Source organism: Pseudobutyrivibrio sp. C4 (genome assembly GCF_900111635.1).
GTDB lineage: Bacteria > Bacillota > Clostridia > Lachnospirales > Lachnospiraceae > Pseudobutyrivibrio > Pseudobutyrivibrio ruminis.
This window is the reverse complement of the sequence record NZ_FOHF01000001.1, coordinates 591,971-614,430: the sequence shown is the minus strand read 5'-3', so window position 1 is coordinate 614,430 and position 22,460 is coordinate 591,971. Positions and strand designations below refer to the sequence as shown.

The window sequence follows — 22,460 nt, the reverse complement described above, 5'->3', positions numbered from 1 at the left end:
CAATATGGATAACACAAGCACATTAACAACAAAAGAATCAGCATTTAAAACACTTGATATTGCATATATTGCTCTTGGAGCAGCACTTATTGCAGTATGCTCATGGATTAGCATTCCTACAACAGTGCCATTTACTCTACAGACATTTGCAGTATTTGCTATGCTTTCCCTTCTTGGGGGCAAGAGAGGAACACTCTCAGTATTGGTTTACATTTTAATCGGAGCAGTAGGTGCTCCAGTATTTGCTGGTTTTTCGGGGGGAATTGGTGTAGTTCTTGGTTCAACAGGTGGCTACATTATTGGTTTCTTACTTACAGGTCTTGTATACATTGTGGCTACTAAGCTCTTCAAGAAGACACTTTTAGTTGAAATCGTAGCACTTGTCATTGGACTTGCAGCTTGCTATGCACTTGGAACAGTTTGGTTCATGGTTGTTTACTCTAGGGATGCTGGTGCAATTGGGGCAATGACAGCACTTTCATGGTGTGTTTTCCCATTCATCATTCCTGATTTAGTAAAGCTTGCACTTGCACTTGTACTTGCAAGAAGAGTTAGACCAGTAATTAAATAAGTTATGAAATAAATTTGGGTTGAAATCCTTTCTAAAAAAAGGTATATTATTGCGTAACGAAGACAAAGGCGTCTGCTATAGGTTTAGCAGGCGCTTTTTCTAAAATTAGCAATAGTAGTGCATTAAAGCTACAAAAATGCTAAAATAATTTCTGTGTTTATTAACACAGTTTTCAGGAAGGAGATTTTGAAATGAAGAAAAAGTCACTAGCATTATTAATGGCATTTGCAACAATGTTTGCAATGGTTGGATGTGGAAACGCATCAGAACAGGGCGCAACTGAACAAGGTGCAGATGCTGCTACTAGTTCAGATAAGAAATGGGTTATCGCTACAGATACTTCATTCAAGCCATTTGAGTACACAGATGACAATGGGGATTTCGTAGGTATTGATGTAGATATCCTTGCAGCTATCGCTGAGGATCAGGGATTCGATTACGAGCTTAAGTCTCTTGGATGGGATGCTTCAATTGCAGCATGCCAGGCAGGACAGGCTGATGGAATGATTGCAGGTGCTTCTATTACAGATGAAAGAAAGGCATCTGGATGGGTTTTCTCTGATGGATATTATGATGCAAATCAGTCTATGGCTGTAGAGGCATCTTCTGATATTGCAGGTTTTGAAGATTTAAAGGGACAGTCAGTTGCAGTTAAGACAGGTACAATGAGTGCTTCTTATGCTGAGAGCCTTTCAAGTGAGTATGGCTTCACTGTTACATACTTTGAGGATTCTCCTACAATGTATCAGGCAGTTGTAGGTGGTCAGGTTGCAGCTTGCTTCGATGACACTCCAATTATGGCTTCCAATATTAAAGATACTGGTATCTCAATGAAGATTCTTGAGAACACTGGTAACGATCCTGCTGAATACGGATTTGCAATTTTCAACTCAGACAACCAGGAGCTTATTGATATGTTTAATGCAGGTCTTGCAAATATCAAGGCAAATGGCACATACGATGAAATCATTGCAAAGTACTTAGGCGAATAGTATTAGATTAAAGGGGCAGGGGTTTACCTGCCCTTATTATTTATAAAACCAGTTAGAAAGGGTTTATTATTTATGTTAACTATTATTTCAGTTTATGGTCCTATGCTTCTAATTGCTATGGGCAGAACATTGCTTCTCGCATTACTAGGCTTATTCTTTGCCTGCATTATCGGTATGCTTTTCGGTATTATGGGTGTAGTTAAGAACAGAGTAAGCAATGTAATCTCACAGATTTTTGTTGATGTAATCAGAGGAGTTCCGATGATTGTATTAGCCTTCTTTGTATATTTTGGTATTCCTTACTTATTTAATACCATCATTGGAGGTTTCTCTGTTAGTTTGACAGCTCTTCAGGCAGGTACAATCTGTCTTGCTTTAAACTGTGGTGCTTATATGGCAGAAATTATTAGAGCAGGTATTCAATCTGTTGATAAAGGTCAGATGGAAGCTGCCAGATCTCTTGGTCTTACATATGGACAGGCTATGCGCAAAGTCGTATTACCTCAGGCTATCAAGACTATGATTCCTACATTCATCAACCAGTTCATTATTACACTTAAGGATACCTCAATTCTTTCAGTTATCGGTTTCCCAGAACTTGTTAACACAGCAAAGAACGTACAGGCAAACACATTCATGTCATTCCAGACATGGGCTATTGTTGGTGTTATGTATCTTATAGTTATTACAATCCTTTCACGTAGTGCAAAGGTTCTTGAAAGGAGATTAAACGTTGGCAGATAAAGAAATTAAAATCAGTGTTAAAAATCTTAAGAAGTGCTATGGCGACTTAGAGGTATTAAAGGATATCTCCACAGATGTTACTAAGGGCGAGGTTGTTTGTGTAATTGGTCCTTCAGGCTCTGGTAAGTCTACATTCTTACGTTGCTTAAATAGACTTGAGACTGTTACTGCAGGCTCAATTGTTGTTGACGGAAACAACATCACAGATAAGCATATCAATATCAATAAAGTTAGAGAAAACATTGGAATGGTATTCCAGCATTTCAACCTTTTCAACAACTTAAACATACTTGATAACCTTACACTTGCACCTGTTCAGCTTAAGAAGTGTTCTAAGGCTGAGGCAGAGGAGCGCGCTAAAAAGATGCTTGCAAAGGTTGGTCTTGAAGATAAGGCTTCAAGCTTCCCTAGTCAGCTTTCAGGTGGACAGAAGCAGCGTGTTGCTATCGCTCGTGCACTTTGCATGGAGCCAGATATTATGCTTTTCGATGAGCCAACATCAGCTCTTGATCCAGAAATGGTAGGAGAGGTTCTTCAGGTTATGAAGGATTTGGCAGCAGATGGCATGACAATGGTTATTGTTACTCATGAGATGGGATTTGCTAGAGAAGTAGCAGATAGAGTAATCTTTATGGATGGTGGCTACATCATCGAGGAAGGCACACCTTCAGAGGTATTGCTTAATCCAAAGGAAGCTAGAACCATCGATTTCTTAAATAAAGTATTATAAGAGGGGCGTATGAAAAACATAATTACAATCAGCCGTCAGTTTGGTGCTGGAGGCGGTACAATCGGTAAAGAGGTAGCTGAGCGTTTAGGCTACTATTACTGTGATAAGGATATGATTATCAGAGCAGCAATCGAATCAGGTAATCTTAGTCCTGAAGAAGTTAGATACTTTGATGAGAAGGTACCAAGAGAGTTTGGCTTGGGACAGAGTCTATTTGACTTCTACAATAAGCCACTTGATGAGCGTCTTTACAATGCTCAAAAGGAAGCAATCAGAAAGGTTGCTGAAAAAGGCAATTGTGTAATAGTCGGCAGAAATGCCAACATCATTCTTAAGGAATTTGATCATTCTCTTCATGTATTCGTTTCAGGTACAGAGCACTTCCGTGTTAAGCGAATGATGGAGAAAATGCCAGGCACCACAGAGGAAAAGGTTCGTGAGGAGCTTCACAATGTGGACAAGGCAAGAAAGAAATACTGCAAGCACTACACTGGAACGGAATTCGGCAATGCTGAGTTTTATGATTTGTGCTTAAAGAGCTCAACACTTGGGCTCGAAAAATGCGTTGATATCATTTGTGATACAGCGAAGGAGATAAATCATTGAGTAGGAACATACTTATTATTAATACGGGTGGAACTTTGTCTTCAGTTATGAAGGAAAGTGGCTTGGCACCAGGACTTTCCACACAGGATATGAAGCGTGAATTGCACGTGGTGTCAGGTGATATTAATTTTGAAATAGAAGATTTTATGGCTGTTGATAGTGCCAATATTTTCCCAGAGGATTGGAGCAAGCTTGCTGAGCATATTGGTGGTATACGTAATGACTATGATGGCATTGTTGTAATCCACGGAACAGATACACTTGCATATACATCATCTATGCTTTCTTTTATGCTTCAAAACATAAATATTCCGGTTGTAATTACTGGCTCACAGCTTTCTATTACAAATCCAATTGCAGATGCTATGGAAAATTTACGCTGTGCCATCCATATGGCAGCAAGTGGCAGAGCAGGAGTGTTTGTTGCATTCAATCGCAAGGTAATGCTTGGATGTCGTGCTTCTAAGGTTCGTTCACTTAGCTTTGATGCTTTTGAAAGCATCAATTATCCAAATGTAGCTGAAATCAGCTCACTTGGTATGAATATTGATGACAGCACAATCCCTGTTAGAAACGGTGTATTCCATCTAGAAAACAATTATTCTACAGAAGTTTGTATGCTGAAAATGTTCCCAGGTATTCATAGAAGCCTTGTTGAATCAATTGCTGCACAGGGATATAAGGGACTTTACATTGAGGCATTTGGAATCGGTGGCATGCCATTTTTAAAGCATGATTTTATCAGCACAATCGAGAAGGTTATTGCTGATGGTATGACTGTTGTAGTTGGTACTCAGTGTAGATACGAAGGCTCAAAGATGGATGTTTATGAGACTGGTAAGAGAGCTCTCGAAAGCGGAGTACTCCAGGCTCAGGATATGACAAGTGAAGCGGCCCTTACAAAGCTTATGTGGATTCTTGGTAAGACGAGCAATCCATCTGAAATAAAGGATTATTTTTCTTTAAATATTGCAGGTGAGCTTAAAAACTATTAGGAGATTTTTTAATGAATCTATTTGATATTATTGGACCGGTTATGGTAGGTCCTTCCAGCTCTCACACAGCAGGAGCAGCCAAAATTGGAAATGTCTGCAATAAACTTATGGCAGAAAAAATCGAAAGTGCTGAGATTTATTTGCACGGTTCTTTTGCTGAAACAGGCAAAGGTCACGGTACGGACAGGGCTATCGTAGGTGGTTTGCTAGGAATGGCCTGTGACGATGAGCGTTTGCCAGATAGCTTTACAGTGGCACAGGAGCTGGGCTTTAAATATACAATACAGGCAGCTGACTTGGGAGATGTTCATCCAAACACAGCAAAGGTGATTATGCACGGCGTGTCAGGCCATAGCTTGGAGGTAGTGGCATCATCTATTGGTGGCGGACGTATTCAGGTAGTTATGCTTGATGGAGTAAAAGCTAATTTCTCCGGAGAAAGCCCTACACTTATAGTTCATAATGTTGATAAGCCAGGATACATTACTGAGGTTACAAGACTTCTTGGTATAGAACATATTAATATTGCCACTATGCAGCTCTATCGTAAAAAGCGTGGTGGAGAAGCAGTTATGGTAATTGAGTGTGATGAGTGTGTACCAGATAGCACAATCAAGGAATTAGAAAAACTAGAAGGTATTATGAAGGTTTCATATTACTGTCCAGAGTAGAGGATTATAGATGTTTGATTCAGTAGAAGAGATTTGTAAATTAGAAGAGAATAGCGGAGTTCCTTTCTGGAAGATAGTTCAGCAGGACGATTGCAAAGAACGCGCAGTTTCAGAGGAAGAATCCTTTGAAAATATGAAGCGCATGTACACAGCAATGAAGGAGTCTGCCCTTAATTACGACAAGACAGTGAGAAGCAACAGTGGCTTAGTAGGTGGCGAGGCAGGTCTTCTTAGAGAATACCTTGACAGTGGTAATGCTTTAGTTGGCGATTTTGCAGGACGTGTCATGGAATTGGCTCTTCGTGTTGCTGAGGGCAATGCCTGTATGAAACGAATTGTTGCTGCACCTACAGCCGGTTCATGTGGAGTTGTTCCAGCAGTATTTATAGCAGCCCAGGAGAAATTAGGACTTACTGATGAAAAGATGACAGAGGCTCTTTTTGTAGCAGCAGGAGTTGGTGAGGTAATAGCAGCCAGAGCATCACTTGCCGGTGCTGAAGGTGGCTGTCAGGCGGAAATCGGAGCAGCCAGCTCAATGGCGGCAGCAGGACTTGTATATCTTCGCGGCGGAGATGGAAGAAAGAGTGCTAATGCGGCAGCACTTGCTTTAAAAAATCTTCTTGGTCTTGCATGCGATCCAGTGGCAGGCCTAGTAGAGGTTCCATGTGTTAAGCGAAATGTTTGTGGCGCTATGAATGCAGTTACATCAGCAGAGCTTACTATGGCTGGTATTGAAAGTCGAATTCCTGCAGATGAAGTGTTTGATGCTATGAGCGCCGTTGGAAAAGACATGAATCCTAATATAAAGGAAACTGGTAAAGGTGGAGTCGCTGGAACAGTAACTGGACAGAAAATTAAGGATGCTTTAGCACATTAAATTAAAAAAGTGCTTGCATTATCTTTTAAATAGTTGTATATTTTTTCTCAAGACAAAGGCGTCTAAAGAAATTCCCTTATGGGGAGTCTCTTTAGATGCCTTTTCTTTTTTTGTTTATTAAAACTACTATGTGGAAGGAGTAGCTAACATGGGTAATCAAATGCAAGGTCTTTATGACCCATCTTTTGAGCATGACAACTGTGGTATAGGTGCAGTTGTATCTATTAAGGGAATCAAGACCCATCAGACTGTGTCAGATGCATTAAAGATTGTAGAAAACTTGGAGCATCGAGCTGGCAAGGATGCATCAGGTGAGACTGGCGATGGTGTTGGAATCCTACTTCAGATATCTCATAAATTTTTCAAGAAGGTTTGTGAAAAAGAAAAGATTGCAATCGGCAATGAGCGAGAATATGGAATTGGTATGTTTTTCTTCCCTCAGGATGAGTTGAAGAGAAAACAGGCAATGAAGATGTTTGAAATCAGTGTCGAGAAGGAAGGACTTGAATTCTTAGGATGGCGTAAAGTTCCTACTATATCTGAAATATTAGGAAAGATGGCCTTAGACTGCATGCCATATATCTGCCAGGCATTTATTAAGAAGCCTGCAGATTGTGAAAAGGGATTGGCTTTTGATAGAAGGCTTTACGTGGCAAGACGTGTATTTGAACAGACAGCAGAGGATACTTATGTAGCATCTCTTTCTAGTAGAACTATTGTATATAAGGGAATGTTCCTTGTTAATCAGCTTAGATTGTTTTTCGAAGATCTTGAGGATCCAGATTATGAGTCAGCTATTGCTACAGTACATTCACGTTTCTCAACAAACACAAATCCATCATGGGAGAGAGCGCATCCAAATAGATTTATAGTTCATAATGGTGAGATTAATACTATCAAGGGTAACGCAGATAAAATGCTTTCCCGTGAGGAGACAATGGTATCTCAGGTACTTGAGCCAGAGATGTCAAAGATTACTCCAGTTTGCAATCAGTCTGGTTCTGACTCGGCAATGCTTGATAATGCGCTAGAGTTTTTGGTAATGAATGGCATGCCACTTCCTCTTGCGGTAATGATTACTATTCCTGAGCCTTGGTATAAAAATAAGGCTATGGACCAGGCAAGACGAGATTTCTATCAGTACTATTCAACAATGATGGAGCCATGGGATGGCCCAGCGTCTATCCTGTTTTCTGATGGCGATATTATGGGTGCTGTCCTTGATAGAAATGGTCTTCGTCCAAGCCGCTATTATATTACAAACGACGATTATCTAATTCTTTCTTCAGAAGTTGGTGTACTTCCTGTTGAGGAGGAGAGAATAGTTAAGAAGGATAGACTTCGTCCAGGAAAAATGCTTCTTGTAGATACTGTTGCAGGAAAGCTTATCGACGATGCAAAGCTTAAGGAGAAATATGCTAACAGCCAGCCTTATGGTCAGTGGCTTGATGCAAATCTTGCTCATTTAGCTGATATCAAGATTCCTAACGAGCCTGTTCCAAAGCATTCACAGGAAGAGCGTGACAGACTTCAGAAGGCTTTTGGATATGGATATGGTGAGGTGAAGGAATCAATTCTTCCAATGGCCCTTAATGGTGTGGAAAGTACAGCTGCTATGGGTATTGATACTCCGCTTGCAGTTCTTTCAAATCGGCATCAGCCATTATTTAATTACTTCAAGCAGCTTTTTGCCCAGGTAACAAATCCACCAATCGATTCAATCCGTGAGGAGATTGTTACAGCAACAACTGTATACATCGGTACAGCTGGCAATGTATTGGAGGAAAAGGAAGAAAACTGCAATATGTTGCAGATTAACAACCCTATTCTTACAGTGACAGATTTGATGAAGATTAAATCTATGAAGGTGCCAGGACTAAAGGCAGAAACTGTACCTATCACATATTATAAAAATACATCATTGGCTAAGGCTATCGAGCACCTGTATGTAGAGGTGGATAGAGTTAACAGAGAGGGTGCAAATATTATCATCCTATCTGATAGGGGTGTGGATGAGAATCATGTTGCAATACCATCACTTCTTGCAGTAGCAGCAGTACAGCATCACTTGGTACAGACCAAAAAGAGAACAAGCCTTTCACTTATTCTCGAGTCGGGCGAGCCTAGAGAGGTGCATCATTTTGCAACGTTGCTTGGTTACGGTGCATCTGCAATCAACCCATACCTTGCCCAGGAAACAATCGAAGAACTTGTGGAGAAGGGGCAGTTGCAGAAGGATGTACATGCAGCCATTGATTCATACAACGAGGCTATTATTACAGGCATCATTAAGATTGCATCAAAGATGGGTATTTCCACAGTTCAGTCATATCAAGGTGCAAAGATATTTGAGGCAATAGGAATCAGCTCCGATGTAATCGATAAGTATTTCACTGGCACAATTAGCCGTATTGGTGGAATCACTATTGAGGATATTCAGGCTGATGTGGAAAGACAGCATTCTATGGCATTTGATCCACTAGGATTGTCTGTAGATAAGACACTTGATTCGAAGGGTGTACATAAGATGAGAGCGGGAGCAGAGGAACACTTATATAATCCTGCTACCATTCATTTACTTCAGCTTGCCACAAGAACAGGTGACTATAACACATTCAAAGAGTATACAGCTTTAATTAATGATGAAGATGCAGTTCGAAATCTTCGTGGCCTTATAGACTTTAAATACCCTAAGAAGGGAATCAGCATCGATGAAGTTGAGTCAGTAGATTCAATTGTAAAGAGATTTAAAACTGGTGCTATGAGTTACGGCTCGATTTCTAAGGAAGCCCATGAGACAATGGCTATCGCCATGAATATGCTTCACGGAAAATCAAATTCTGGTGAAGGTGGTGAAGAGGAAGCTAGATATGAGGTTGGTCCTGATGGTCTTAACCGTTGCTCTGCAATTAAGCAGGTGGCATCAGGTCGATTTGGTGTTACAAGCAAATACCTGGTATCTGCAAAGGAAATACAGATTAAAATGGCTCAGGGTGCAAAGCCAGGTGAAGGTGGACATCTACCAGGAAAGAAGGTATATCCATGGATAGCAAAGACTCGTCTTTCTACACCAGGTGTAGCTCTTATTTCGCCACCACCTCATCACGATATTTATTCAATCGAAGATTTGGCTGAGCTCATATATGATTTAAAGAATGCCAACAAGGATGCACGTATATCAGTAAAGCTTGTATCAGAGGCAGGAGTAGGTACAATTGCTAGCGGTGTTGCCAAGGCAGGTGCTCAGGTTATCCTTATCTCTGGATACGACGGTGGTACAGGTGCAGCTCCTAAGTCGTCTATTCATAATGCAGGACTTCCATGGGAATTAGGCTTGGCTGAAGCACATCAGACACTTGCTCAGAACGGATTACGTAATAAGGTTGTTATTGAGACAGATGGTAAGCTTATGAGCGGCCGTGACGTTGCAATCGCCTGTGCACTTGGAGCAGAAGAATTTGGCTTTGCAACAGCACCACTTGTAACTATGGGATGTGTAATGATGAGAGTATGTAACTTGGATACTTGTCCTGTAGGTGTTGCAACTCAGAACCCAGAGCTTAGAAAGAGATTTACAGGTAAGCCAGAATACGTAGTTAACTTTATGCGCTTTATAGCTCAGGAGCTTCGTGAATACATGGCAGAGCTTGGATGCAAAACTGTAGATGAGCTTTGTGGTAGATATGACTTGCTTACTCTTAAGAATGTGGCTGGAAGTGGACGTAGAGAAAAGGTAGATTTATCTGCTGTAATCTCTAATCCAAATCCTTATGAGAAGATTGAATATGATAAAAAGAATGTATTCAACTTTGAGCTAGAAAAGACACTTGATGAAAAGGTTCTTCTTAAAAAGCTAAAGAGTGCAATAGCCTCTGGTAAGAAGGGAGAGGTAAGTCTTGAGGTTTCAAATGTGGACCGTTCATTTGGTACATTGTTTGGAGCAGAGATTACCAGAAACCATGGAGAAAATCTGGAGGAAGATACCTATGTAATTAACTGCCAGGGTGCAGGTGGACAGTCATTTGGTGCATTTATACCTAAGGGACTTACACTTAACCTGGAGGGAGATTCTAACGACTATTTCGGTAAGGGATTATCAGGCGGAAAGCTTGTTGTATACCCATCTGCTAAGGCGACCTACAAGCAGGATGAGAATATCATCATAGGTAATGTGGCTTTGTATGGTGCAACCAGTGGTAAAGCTTTTATCAACGGTGTGGCAGGCGAGCGTTTCGCAGTACGTAATTCAGGTGCTACAGCAGTTGTAGAAGGCTGTGGAGATCATGGATGCGAATATATGACAGGTGGACGAGTTGTAGTACTTGGTGAGACTGGCAAGAACTTTGCAGCAGGTATGTCTGGTGGTATTGCATATGTGCTTGATGAAGACGCATCTTTATACAAGAGACTAAACAAATCTATGGTTTCACTGGAGACAGTTACTGACAAATACGATGTATTAGAGCTTAAGGAAATAATCGCAGAGCACGTGGCTGCTACTGGCTCCGCAAAGGGCAAGGAAATCTACGATAACTTTAGCGAGTATCTACCTAAGTTCAAGCGTATTGTACCTTTTGATTACAAAAAGATGATGCAGACAATTGTGCAAATGGAGGAAAAGGGATTATCTTCTGAGCAGGCACAGATAGAAGCATTTAATTTATTAAACAAGTAGGAGGGAACCATGGGAAAGCCAACTGGATTTTTAGAGTATGAGCGAGTAGAGGCTGAAGCGGTTAGCCCTCTTGCCAGAATAAAGAATTTTAATGAGTTTCATGAGCCTCTTTCAAAAGAGGAGCAGAGAAGACAAGGCGGAAGATGCATGGATTGTGGTGTACCATTCTGCCAGTCAGGCATGACAATTAAGGGGATGACTTCTGGTTGTCCTCTGAACAACCTTATTCCTGAGTGGAATGAGCTTGTATATCAGGGAAATTATGAGATGGCCTATAAGAGGCTTCACAAGACTAGCAATTTCCCTGAGTTTACATGCAGGGTATGTCCTGCACTTTGTGAGAAAGCATGTACCTGCGGACTTAATGGTGATGCTGTATCTACAAGGGAAAATGAGAAAGCTATTATTGAGTATGCTTATGCCAATGGATTGGCAGATGCAAAGCCTGTAGAGGTTCGTACAGGTAAATCTGTTGCGGTAATTGGCTCAGGCCCATCTGGTCTTGCAGTGGCAGATCAATTAAACAGACGCGGTCACAATGTAACTGTGTACGAGCGCAATGACAATGTAGGTGGATTACTTCGCTACGGTATTCCTAACATGAAGCTCGAAAAGCAGATTATTGACCGTAAAATTAAAATCATGGAGGAGGAAGGTGTAAGCTTTGTAGTTAATGCCAATGTAGGTGTTGATGTTAAGGCGTCCGATTTGACAAAGAAGTACGATGCGGTAGTTCTTTGCTGCGGTTCATCTAATCCACGTGATATTCAGGCTACAGGTAGAAAAGATGCTAAGGGTATCTATTTTGCTGTGGATTTCCTTACATCCACTACTAAGTGCCTCTGGGCCAACGATATGAAGCTTGTAGAGGGACAGTATATTTCTGCCAAAGGTAAGGATGTTATCATCATCGGTGGTGGAGACACAGGTAACGATTGTGTTGGTACTGCAATACGTCATGGATGTAAGTCTGTAACACAGCTTGAAATGATGCCAAAGGCACCAGATGTGAGAGCTGAATCAAATCCATGGCCTCAGTGGCCTCTTGTATGTAAAACTGACTATGGTCAGGAGGAGGCTATTGCCAAGTTCGGTCATGATCCTAGAATCTACACTACAACTGTCAAGGAATTCAAGACAGATAAGAATGGTGATTTGAAGTCTGTTGTTTTAGTTTCACTTGAGTCTAAAACTGACAAGAAAACAGGACGCAGAATGATGGTGCCAGTGGAAGGTACTGAGAAAGAAGTGCCTTGCCAGCTTTGTCTGATTGCAGCAGGATTTCTTGGAGCGCAGAAATATGTGGCAGACGCTTTCAAGGTGGAGCTGGATGGACGCACCAATGTTGCATCCGTAAATACGAATTCATTCGCTACAAATGTGCCTAAGGTATTTACTGCAGGTGATATGCACACAGGTCAGTCACTGGTTGTAAAGGCTATTAGACAGGGCCGCGATTGTGCTCGAGAAGTAGATGAGTTCTTGATGGGTTATACAAATCTATAATTTTAGGTTTGGAAAATTTAATCCAAAATTTATTTTAAAAAATATAAAAAATGTTATTGACAAACAATTGTCAAAAGAATATTATTCTTAACAAATAAAAATCAATGGAACAAATAAACGACAAAGGCGTCGTAGATTTAGCTTGAAAAGCTAAATCTACGACGCCTTTTCTTGTTCCTATGGGAAGGTGATTTTATGTGTTCGATTATGGCTTTAAGTAAATGCCATGTGGAGATGAAAGACTTCGAAGCGGCATTTGCAAAAACGGTTTCTAGAGGGCCAGACATGCAACGAGTTATAACCGTAAATGATTCGGTGCTTGGCTTTCAAAGATTATCAATTATGGGTTTGACAGAAGCAGGAATGCAACCGTTTGAACTTGATGGAAATTATGTAATATGCAACGGAGAGTTGTATGGATTCAAAAAAGAGCGAGAGAGCTTGAAAGAAGAGGGATACAAATTCTTAAGCGACAGTGATTGCGAAATCATTTTACCAATGTATCGTAAATACGGAACAAAGATGTTCGAAAAACTTGATGCAGAATTTGCAATGGTTATTTACGACAAGGAAATAGATGATTTGGTAGCAGCAAGAGATCCAATCGGAATTAGACCTTTGTTTTACGGATACGACAGTGAAGGTTCAATAATGTTTGCATCAGAAGCAAAGAACTTGGTTGGTCTTACAGATGAGGTTAAGCCATTTCCACCAGGACATTATTATTACAAGGGTGTGTTTACATGCTATAGAGATTTGGCGAAGCGGCAGACATACAGATTAGACGGGGTGGAAGAGGTTGCAGCAAACATTAAAGAAAAGCTTGTAGCTGGTGTTGAGAAACGACTTGATGCAGATGCTCCTGTAGGATTTCTTCTTTCTGGTGGACTTGATTCATCACTTGTTTGTGCAATAGCGCAAAAGATGATGGATAAGCCCATTAAAACATTTGCAATTGGCATGAACGAGGATGCAATCGATTTAAAGTATGCAAAGGAAGTTGCAGATTACATTGGTTCAGAGCATCACGAAATCATAATCAATAAAGACATCGTTATTGAGTCTTTGGAGGAAGTTGTTGCAGCACTTGGTACATACGACATAACAACAATCCGAGCCAGCATGGGAATGTATTTAATCTGCAAGGGAATCAAGAAACAGTTCCCAGAGATAAGAGTTCTTCTTACTGGTGAGATATCAGATGAAATCTTCGGTTATAAATACACAGATTTTGCTCCAAATGCAGAAGAGTTTCAGAAGGAAGCAGAAAAGAGACTTAGAGAGCTTTACATGTACGATGTACTGAGGGCTGACAGATGTATTTCAGTTCATTCAATGGAGGCAAGAGTTCCATTTGGTGATTTAGATTTTGTGGATTATGTAATGAGCGTAAATCCTGAAATCAAGATGAATAAATACAACAAAGGCAAGTATTTATTGAGACATGCATTTGAGGAGGGCGATTACTTACCACATGACATATTGTTCAGAGAGAAAGCAGCGTTCTCAGATGCAGTTGGACATTCAATGGTAGATTACCTGAAGGAATATGCTAATAGCTTATACAGTGATGAGGATGTAAAGAATGCGTATCGCAAATACGAATTTGCAACACCTTTTACAAAGGAATCACTTTTGTATAGAGATTTATTTGAGAAGTACTATCCAGGCCAGGCACAGATGGTTGTAGACTTTTGGATGCCAAACAAGGCTTGGGAGGGATGCGATGTTGATGATCCATCCGCACGCGTACTTGCAAACTACGGCGCTAGCGGAGTATAAGAGGAGGATAAGAAATGAGCAAGGTTACAGAGATTTTCGGAAGCAAAGTTTTTAATGACGAGACTATGAAGGAACGTCTTCCTAAGGATGCATATAAGGCTCTTAAGAAGACCATTGAAGAGGGACGTCCTCTTGACAGAGAGCTTGCAAATGTAATTGCACATGCTATGAAAGAATGGGCAATTGAACTTGGAGCTACACATTTCACACATTGGTTCCAGCCAATGACAGGTGTTACAGCTGAAAAGCATGATTCATTTATTCAGCCTGAAGAAGGTGGCAAGGTTATCATGACTTTCTCAGGAAAGGAATTAATCAAAGGTGAGCCTGATGCATCTTCATTCCCATCAGGTGGATTAAGAGCTACATTTGAGGCAAGAGGATATACAGCATGGGACCCAACAAGCTATGTATTTATCAAGGATGATACACTTTGTATTCCAACAGCCTTTTGTTCATATTCAGGTGAAGCACTTGATAAAAAGACTCCATTACTTCGTTCAATGGAAGCACTCGATAAATCAGCAGTTAGAGCACTTAAGCTTTTCGGTCACGAGGATGTAAAGAGAGTTATTACAACAGTTGGACCAGAGCAGGAATACTTTTTAATAGATACAGAAATGTATAACAAGCGTCCAGATTTGATTTATACAGGACGTACATTATTTGGAGCTAAGCCTCCAAAGGGACAGGAACTTGAGGATCACTATTTTGGAACTATTAAGCCAAGAGTTTCTGCTTACATGAAAGAGTTAGACGAGGAGTTGTGGAAACTAGGTGTACTTGCAAAGACAAAGCATAATGAAGTTGCGCCAGCTCAGCATGAGCTTGCACCAGTGTACTCAACCACTAATATAGCAACAGATCATAACCAGCTTACAATGGAGATGATGAAGGTCGTAGCTGGACGTCACGGAATGACTTGCTTACTTCATGAAAAGCCTTTTGCAGGTGTAAATGGTTCGGGCAAGCACAACAACTGGTCTATATCAACCGATACAGGAGTAAACCTGTTAGAACCAGGTGCTACTCCTTCCCAGAACACTCAGTTCTTGTTGTTCTTAACAGCAGTAATTAAGGCTGTAGACGAGTATCAGGAATTACTCCGAGTATCGGTTGCTTCTGCTGGAAATGATCATAGACTTGGAGCAAACGAGGCACCACCAGCAATTATCTCAATGTTCCTTGGAGATGAGCTTGAGGCTATTGTAGAGTCAATCATCGATGGAACTGATTATGAAGACATTAAAAAGAAGAAGATGTCAATTGGTGCAGCTGTTATTCCTAGCATTTCACAGGATACAACAGATAGAAACAGAACATCACCATTTGCCTTTACAGGTAATAAGTTTGAGTTTAGATCACTTGGTTCTGCAGCATCTATTTCAGGTCCAAACGTTGTATTAAATACAATTGTTGCAGAAGAACTTGATAAGTTCTCAGAAGAGCTTGAGAAGGCAGCTGATTTCGATAAGGCACTTGCAGAGCTCCTTAAGAGAGAGCTTACAGCACACAAGAGAATCATCTTTAATGGCAATGGTTATTCTGATGAGTGGGTAAAGGAAGCTGAGAGAAGAGGTCTTAAGAATCTTAAGTCTACTGTAGATGCCCTCCCAGCATTCGTAGATAAGAAGGCAATTGATGTATTTACAAAGCATAACGTATTTACGGAGCAGGAGCTTTACAGCCGATATGACATCCAGCTTGAGAATTACTACAAGGTAATTGATATCGAAGCCCTTACAATGGATGCTATGGTTAAGAAAGACATTATGGCAGCTGCTAGTGATTATCAGTTTACACTTGCAGAAACTCTTAACGCAAAGGAAGCTACAGGACTTCCAGTTGATTCTTCAGTGGAAAAGAAGAGATTGGAGCAGGCAGCTAAGTTAACAACATCAATGGATGAAAGACTTGAGAAGCTTGAAGCAGACATTGATAAGGCAAAAGAATTAACTGAGACATATGATTTGGCTAAGTTCCATCATGATGTAATCTTTGCAGATATGAATGAGCTTAGAGAGGTGGTTGATGAGCTTGAAACAGTAGTACCAAGTGATATCTGGCCATACCCAACATACGGAGAAATCTTATATTCTGTAAAATAAATATATTGATGAGTGCAAAGGGGCACAGTTCATACAAAGAACTGCGCCCCTTTCTCTATAAATAAACCCCAAGGAGGAAAATATTATGGAAGCTTATTCAAGCATGTTATTTGGAGTCTGGTTCCTTATAGGAGCTGCCCTTGTATTTTGGATGCAAGCGGGATTTGCAATGGTAGAGGCTGGTTTTACCAGAGCAAAAAATACAGGAAACATCATTATGAAAAACCTGATGGATTTCTGTATTGGTACAGTAATGTTTATTGTTTTAGGATTTGGTCTTATGTTTGGAGAGGATTGCCTCTTTGGATTAGTAGGAAGACCAACATTAGGAATATTTACAGACTATGCAAACTTTGACTGGAGCAACTTTGTATTTAACCTTGTGTTCTGCGCTACAACAGCAACAATCGTAAGTGGTGCCATGGCAGAAAGAACAAAGTTTATCAGCTACTGTGTATATTCTGGAATTATTTCACTTGTAATTTATCCAATTGAGGCTCATTGGATTTGGGGTGGTGGATGGCTTTCTCAGATTGGCTTCCATGATTTCGCAGGTTCATGTGCAATCCACATGGTAGGTGGTATCTGCGCCCTTATTGGTGCAAAAATCCTTGGACCTAGAATTGGTAAATTTACACGTGACAGCAAAGGCAAGATTAAGAAGGTAAATGCATTCCCAGGACACAACATTGCACTTGGTGCACTTGGTGTATTTATCCTTTGGCTTGGCTGGTATGGTTTCAACGGAGCAGCTGCAACATCACTTGAGCAGCTTGCATCAATCTTTGTAACTACAACAATTGCACCAGCAGTGGCTACAGTAACAACAATGTCTTATACATGGATTAAATATGGTAAGCCAGATGTATCTATGTCATTAAATGCATCACTTGCTGGTCTTGTAGCAATCACAGCCCCATGCGACGTAACAGATGCACTTGGTGCAATTATCATCGGTATTGTTTCTGGATTTTTAGTAGTTTTCGGTGTGTGGCTTTTAGACAACAAGCTTCGTGTTGATGATCCAGTTGGAGCTGTTGCAGTCCATATGATGAATGGTATTTGGGGAACAATCGCAGTTGGACTTTTCGCAACAACATCAGCACCACAAAGCGAATTAGCTGGTCTTTTTTATGGGGGAGGATTTAAGTTATTAGGCATACAGTTACTTGGCGTATTAACAGTAGGCGCTTGGGCAGCAGTAACAATCACTATCGCATTTTCGGTAATCAAAGCTACAATCGGTCTTCGTGCATCAGCAGAAGAGGAAATCGTAGGCTTAGACAGAACAGAGCATGGTTTACCATCTGCATACTCTGGATTCAACATGCTTGAAGACGACTTTGATACTGATGAGCTTGACGATGAGACAGCTAACCTCATCACAGAAACACTTGAAGCAGCAGGACTTGCTTCACTTGATGAGGCAGTAGAAGTAGAGTACGCTCCATCACAAATCACTGCAGCTGGCAAGCCTAGAATGACTAAGATTGAAATTCTTTGCAAGGAACGCAACCTTGAAAAGCTTAAGAACTCACTTATGAAGTTAGGTATCACAGGAATGACTGTATCTCACGTTATGGGATGTGGTGTACAGAAAGGCGCACCAGAATACTACAGAGGCGTAGCTTTAGAGCCAGCCCTTCTACCAAAAATCCGTGTAGACGTAGTAGTATGCAAAGTACCTGTACAGCAGGTAATTGACACCGCCAAGAAGGTCCTTTACACTGGCCACATCGGCGACGGCAAAATATTCGTATACGACGTGGAGCAGGTAGTCAAGATCCGCACCGGCGAAGAAGACTTTGCAGCCCTCCAAGACGTGGAGTAAAAAAAGTACCATCCACACCCATGCAAGGGGCGCAGGCCCCGGGGTGCGGATGGTACTTTAGGTTTACTTAGTCTTTTGGTTTTCGGCAAGCTTCATGGCGCGGACCTTGAGTGGGAGGCCCCAAAGTGTGATGAAGCCTTCGGCGTCGTGGTGATCGTAAAGGTCGCCAGTTGTGAAGGATGCCAGTGACTCTGAGTAGAGTGAGTATGGTGAAGTTGTGCCTGCCTTGATGATGTTGCCTTTGTAGAGCTTGAACTTAACTTCGCCTGTAACGTATTCCTGTGTAGACTTTACGAATGCCTGGATGGCGTCGCAAAGTGGTGTGAACCATTTGCCTTCGTAGCAAACCTGTGCAAGCTTGGCACCCATTTCTTTTTTCATTTCCATTGTCGCGCGGTCGAGACAAAGCTCTTCAAGCTGAGCGTGAGCCTCCATGAGGATAGTGCCGCCTGGTGTCTCGTAAACGCCACGAGACTTCATACCTACAACACGGTTTTCTACTATATCTACAATACCAACCCCGTTTCTACCACCAATTTCATTTAATTCCTTGATGATATCTGATACCTTCATTTTCTTTCCATTAACTGATGTTGGAACACCCTTTTCGAAAGTCATTGTGACATATTCAGGCTTGTCTGGAGCCTTCTCAGGTGGAGTAGTGAGCATGAGTAAGTGCTCGTAGTTTGGTTCCTGAGATGGATCTTCAAGCTCAAGTCCTTCGTGGCTGATGTGCCAGAGATTTCTGTCACGGCTGTAAGACTGATCTGTTGAGAATGGAAGATTAATGCCATGAGCTTTACAGTAGTCAATTTCGTCCTGACGAGATTGAAGCTTCCATTTGTCACTTCTCCATGGAGCAATTACTTTGATGTCAGGTGCAAGGGCTTTGATTCCAAGCTCGAAACGAATCTGATCGTTTCCTTTTCCTGTAGCACCATGGCAGATAGCAACAGCTCCTTCTTTTCTGGCAATTTCAACAAGCTTTGCAGCAATACCTGGACGAGCCATAGCAGTTCCAAGTAAGTATTTGTTTTCGTAAATAGCTCCTGCCTGTACACAAGGTACGATGTAGTTGTCGCAGAAATCGTCAACAATATCTTCTATATATAATTTAGAAGCGCCAGATGCTTTTGCTCTTTCTGAAAGGCCATCCAATTCCTCGCCCTGTCCGCAATCGATACAGCAGCAGATTACTTCGTATCCATAGTTTTCCTTAAGCCATGGAATGATAGCTGTGGTATCAAGACCACCTGAATATGCAAGTACAACTTTTTCCTGTGCCATAATGTATATCTCCTTTTGAATTTATTGTTCTATAGTCTGAAAATACTGTACTACAATAAAGTGATAAATTCAAGGGTTATTTATACATGAAAATAGCATAAAAATAAATTTAGTCAATTTTAACGTTGAAATACCGAAATATATAATGTATATTTATGCAATATTAATTCATATTTTTACGCTACAGCACTTTACTTCGTGAAAGTAAAGTTATACAATGAATGCAGTTGTACAAAAATAAAAGAGAAGGAAATGCATAATTATGATTAAAGTAGGTATTATCGGTGCTACAGGATATGCTGGAGCAGAAATTGTAAGAATTCTATATAGTCATCCAGAGGCTGAAATCGTATGGTATGGCTCACGTTCATATGTGGATGAGAGATTTGCTTCTATATATAAGAACATGTTCACCTTGGTAGATGATAAATGCTTAGATGACAATATACTTGAGCTTTCAAAGCAAGTAGATGTTATTTTTACAGCAACCCCTCAGGGATATTTGGCTGGGGTTCTTACAGAAGAAATTCTTAGCAATTGTAAAGTAATCGATTTATCTGCTGATTATCGTATTAAGGATGTTGCTACATATGAAAAGTGGTATGGCATTGAGCACAAGAGTCCACAGTTTATTGATGAAGCGGTTTATGGTTTATGTGAAATCAATAGAGATAAGGAAGTAGGAGCAAGACTTATTGCAAATCCTGGTTGCTACACAACATGCTCGATACTTACAGCTTATCCACTTGTTAAGGCAGGACTGATTGATCCATCTACTTTGATTATTGATGCAAAGTCAGGAACCAGTGGTGCAGGACGTGGAGCAAAGCTTCCTAATCTTTATTGCGAGGTAAATGAAAGCATTAAGGCATATGGAGTTACATCTCATCGCCACACACCTGAAATCGAAGAGCAGCTTGGTTATGCATGTGGGCAGGAGATTATGATTAATTTCACTCCACATCTGGTTCCTATGAATAGAGGTATTCTTGCTACAGAGTATGCAACACTTGTTAAAAAGGATGGAAAGCTTCCTACAAAAGAGCAGGTAATGAAGGCCTACCACGACATGTATGATGATGAATTCTTTGTGAGAGTTCTTGAGTATGGTGAGTGTCCTGAAACAAAGTGGGTTGAAGGAAGTAATTTTGTAGATGTTAGCTGCAAGATTGATGAAAGAACAGGCCGAATCGTTATGATGGGTGCTCTTGATAATCTTGTTAAGGGCGCTGCAGGGCAGGCTGTTCAGAATATGAATATTATTTTTGGTTTAGATGAGAAGATGGGACTTGATTTTGCACCAATGTTCCCATAGGTAATAGGGGTAGTAAGTATGGTTGTACAGGAAAATTTTAAGATTTCTATGGATTTAGGTGTATATACAGAGTATCAAATTCGCACCATGGAAGAGTCTGATTATGAAGAGGTTTATGAACTTTGGACAACAATTCATGGATTTGCAATGCGAAGCCTTGATGATTCAAAAGAGGGAATCTTAAAGTTCATTAAGAGAAATCCAAACACATCTGTAGTTGCAGTTGTAGATGGCAAAATAGTTGGTTCTATTCTTGCTGGACATGATGGTCGTCATGGAAGCTTTTATCATGTTTGTGTTCATGAGGATTATCGCAAACACGGTATAGGTAAAGCTATGGTTACATCGGCAATGGTTCGTCTGAAAAACGAAGGAATCAATAAGGTTCAGTTGGTTGCCTTTTCTGGAAATGAAATTGGAAATCATTTCTGGCATGCAGAGGGATGGAGAGAGCGTGAAGATTACAACACATACGATTTTGTTTTAAATGACGAGAATATAATCAAATTTAATAGTTAAGGAGTACATGTAATGAAGGTTATAGATGGTGGCATAACAGCGGCACAAGGTTTTGAGGCAGCAAGCACAGCAGCAGGGATTAAATATCAGGGACGTACTGACATGGCAATGGTTTATTCGAAGGTGCCATGTGTATCTGCTGGAACATTCACAACTAATGTGGTAAAGGCGGCATGTGTTCAGTGGGATATGAAGATTGTAAAATCTGACAAGCCAGTTCAGGCAGTTGTTATAAATTCAGGTATTGCAAATGCCTGTACAGGTCAGGAAGGCTTTAATGCATGTGAAGCTACGGCAAGAGGTGTTCAGGAGGTTCTTGGTGTACCTTACGATACTGTAGCAGTGGCATCTACTGGTGTAATCGGAATGCAGCTTCCTGTTGATAAGCTTGTGGCTGGTGTAAAAGCTATGGCACCAAAGCTTGATGGAAGTGTAAATGCAGGAACAGAAGCATCAAAAGCAATCATGACTACTGATACTGTAAATAAGGAGATTGCAGTTTCATTTGAGATAGATGGTGTAGAAGTAAAGCTTGGTGGAATGAGCAAAGGCTCAGGAATGATTCATCCTAATATGTGTACAATGCTTGCTTTCCTTGGCACAGATCTTGATATTGAAAAGGCGCTTCTGCAGGAAGCAGTCAGCGATGTGGTTGCAGATAGCTTTAACATGATTACAGTTGATGGAGATACATCCACAAATGACACACTTATCTGCATGGCAAATGGTTTAGCTGGCAACAAGAAAATTACATCTAAAGATGAAAGCTATGAAGCTTTTAAAGAAGCTCTTTCTTATGTATGTACTACTCTTGCTAAAACAATGGCTGCTGATGGAGAGGGAGCAAGCAAGCTTTTCGAAGCTACTATCGTAAATGCCAAGTCGAAAGAAGATGCAAAGACATTGGCACGTGCGATAGTTGGTTCCAATCTTTCAAAAGCTGCAATCTTTGGATGCGATGCAAACTTTGGTCGTTTCCTTTGTGCAATGGGATATTCTGGAGCAGATTTTGACCAGAATGACGTGGAGCTTTTTTTCAAAAGTGCAAATGGAGAGTTAAAGGTTTTTGATAAGGGAACACCTATTGTATTCGATGAGGAAGAGGCCCTTAAAATCATGAAGGCTGATGCTGTTACAGTATTTGTAGATATGCATGAAGGTGAAGCAGAGGCTACAGCATGGGGCTGTGATTTGACCTATGATTACGTAAAGATTAATGCAGATTATCGCTCATAATAGAACTGGAGGAAA

At 40.8% G+C, this 22,460-nt stretch carries 17 protein-coding genes; 16 read left to right on the top strand and 1 reads right to left on the bottom strand.

Translation table 11 applies throughout. The annotated features are described in order from the left end of the window. The first annotated feature begins 4 nt into the window (after nucleotides 1–4). From BMY66_RS02930 to BMY66_RS02870, 13 genes are all read left to right on the top strand, one after another. Complete coding sequence (locus BMY66_RS02930; protein ID WP_090394069.1) at nucleotides 5–571, top strand: biotin transporter BioY; 567 nt, start codon at nucleotides 5–7, stop codon at nucleotides 569–571. A 191-nt stretch (nucleotides 572–762) separates the two neighbouring features. Beyond that, on the top strand, nucleotides 763–1,563 hold the full coding sequence (locus BMY66_RS02925) for a transporter substrate-binding domain-containing protein (protein WP_044933991.1): 801 nt from the start codon (nucleotides 763–765) through the stop codon (nucleotides 1,561–1,563). A gap of 72 nt (nucleotides 1,564–1,635) precedes the next feature. After that, a complete protein-coding gene (locus BMY66_RS02920) occupies nucleotides 1,636–2,307 on the top strand; it encodes an amino acid ABC transporter permease (protein ID WP_033153923.1) in 672 nt (223 codons plus the stop codon). Beyond that, nucleotides 2,297–3,037, top strand: coding sequence for an amino acid ABC transporter ATP-binding protein (locus BMY66_RS02915; RefSeq protein ID WP_074790579.1), 741 nt, complete (start codon nucleotides 2,297–2,299; stop codon nucleotides 3,035–3,037). The genes BMY66_RS02920 and BMY66_RS02915 overlap by 11 nt, the downstream gene beginning before the upstream one ends. A gap of 9 nt (nucleotides 3,038–3,046) precedes the next feature. Beyond that, complete coding sequence (locus BMY66_RS02910) at nucleotides 3,047–3,643, top strand: cytidylate kinase-like family protein (protein WP_033153925.1); 597 nt, start codon at nucleotides 3,047–3,049, stop codon at nucleotides 3,641–3,643. Next, nucleotides 3,640–4,638 carry an asparaginase gene (locus tag BMY66_RS02905; RefSeq protein ID WP_044933997.1) on the top strand — a complete coding sequence of 333 codons (999 nt, stop codon included), beginning with the start codon at nucleotides 3,640–3,642 and terminating at the stop codon, nucleotides 4,636–4,638. Before BMY66_RS02910 ends, BMY66_RS02905 begins: the two co-directional genes overlap by 4 nt. 11 nt (nucleotides 4,639–4,649) lie before the next feature. Beyond that, a complete protein-coding gene (gene sdaAB, locus BMY66_RS02900; RefSeq protein ID WP_090394068.1) occupies nucleotides 4,650–5,309 on the top strand; it encodes an L-serine ammonia-lyase, iron-sulfur-dependent subunit beta in 660 nt (219 codons plus the stop codon). A gap of 10 nt (nucleotides 5,310–5,319) precedes the next feature. Next, complete coding sequence (gene sdaAA, locus BMY66_RS02895; protein WP_090394067.1) at nucleotides 5,320–6,186, top strand: L-serine ammonia-lyase, iron-sulfur-dependent, subunit alpha; 867 nt, start codon at nucleotides 5,320–5,322, stop codon at nucleotides 6,184–6,186. Between the two features lie 148 nt (nucleotides 6,187–6,334). Continuing rightward, the gene (gltB, locus tag BMY66_RS02890) at nucleotides 6,335–10,861 is read left to right on the top strand and encodes a glutamate synthase large subunit (protein ID WP_090394066.1); all 4,527 of its coding nucleotides are present in this window, start codon (nucleotides 6,335–6,337) and stop codon (nucleotides 10,859–10,861) included. Between the two features lie 9 nt (nucleotides 10,862–10,870). Further along, nucleotides 10,871–12,367, top strand: coding sequence for a glutamate synthase subunit beta (locus tag BMY66_RS02885; protein ID WP_090394065.1), 1,497 nt, complete (start codon nucleotides 10,871–10,873; stop codon nucleotides 12,365–12,367). A 195-nt stretch (nucleotides 12,368–12,562) separates the two neighbouring features. Then, the gene (asnB, locus tag BMY66_RS02880; protein WP_090394064.1) at nucleotides 12,563–14,149 is read left to right on the top strand and encodes an asparagine synthase B; all 1,587 of its coding nucleotides are present in this window, start codon (nucleotides 12,563–12,565) and stop codon (nucleotides 14,147–14,149) included. A 14-nt stretch (nucleotides 14,150–14,163) separates the two neighbouring features. Further along, complete coding sequence (locus tag BMY66_RS02875; RefSeq protein WP_090394063.1) at nucleotides 14,164–16,257, top strand: glutamine synthetase III family protein; 2,094 nt, start codon at nucleotides 14,164–14,166, stop codon at nucleotides 16,255–16,257. 85 nt (nucleotides 16,258–16,342) lie between these two features. Beyond that, nucleotides 16,343–18,088: an ammonium transporter gene (locus BMY66_RS02870; RefSeq protein WP_090394062.1), complete on the top strand. Its 1,746-nt coding sequence runs from the start codon at nucleotides 16,343–16,345 to the stop codon at nucleotides 18,086–18,088. A gap of 63 nt (nucleotides 18,089–18,151) precedes the next feature. On the opposite strand, the gene BMY66_RS02865 is transcribed toward BMY66_RS02870, so the two are convergent. Next, on the bottom strand, nucleotides 18,152–19,375 hold the full coding sequence (locus tag BMY66_RS02865; protein ID WP_044934013.1) for an argininosuccinate synthase: 1,224 nt from the start codon (nucleotides 19,373–19,375) through the stop codon (nucleotides 18,152–18,154). Nucleotides 19,376–19,637: 262 nt separating this feature from the next. Here BMY66_RS02865 and argC point away from each other — a divergent pair, with 262 nt between their 5' ends. The 3 genes from argC to argJ are packed head-to-tail and all read left to right on the top strand — an operon-like array spanning nucleotide 19,638 to nucleotide 22,445. Next, a complete protein-coding gene (argC, locus tag BMY66_RS02860; protein WP_090394061.1) occupies nucleotides 19,638–20,690 on the top strand; it encodes an N-acetyl-gamma-glutamyl-phosphate reductase in 1,053 nt (350 codons plus the stop codon). Nucleotides 20,691–20,708: 18 nt separating this feature from the next. Further along, nucleotides 20,709–21,209 carry a GNAT family N-acetyltransferase gene (locus BMY66_RS02855; protein ID WP_242839250.1) on the top strand — a complete coding sequence of 167 codons (501 nt, stop codon included), beginning with the start codon at nucleotides 20,709–20,711 and terminating at the stop codon, nucleotides 21,207–21,209. Between the two features lie 12 nt (nucleotides 21,210–21,221). Further along, nucleotides 21,222–22,445 carry a bifunctional glutamate N-acetyltransferase/amino-acid acetyltransferase ArgJ gene (gene argJ, locus BMY66_RS02850; RefSeq protein ID WP_090394060.1) on the top strand — a complete coding sequence of 408 codons (1,224 nt, stop codon included), beginning with the start codon at nucleotides 21,222–21,224 and terminating at the stop codon, nucleotides 22,443–22,445. The last annotated feature ends 15 nt before the right edge of the window (nucleotides 22,446–22,460 follow it).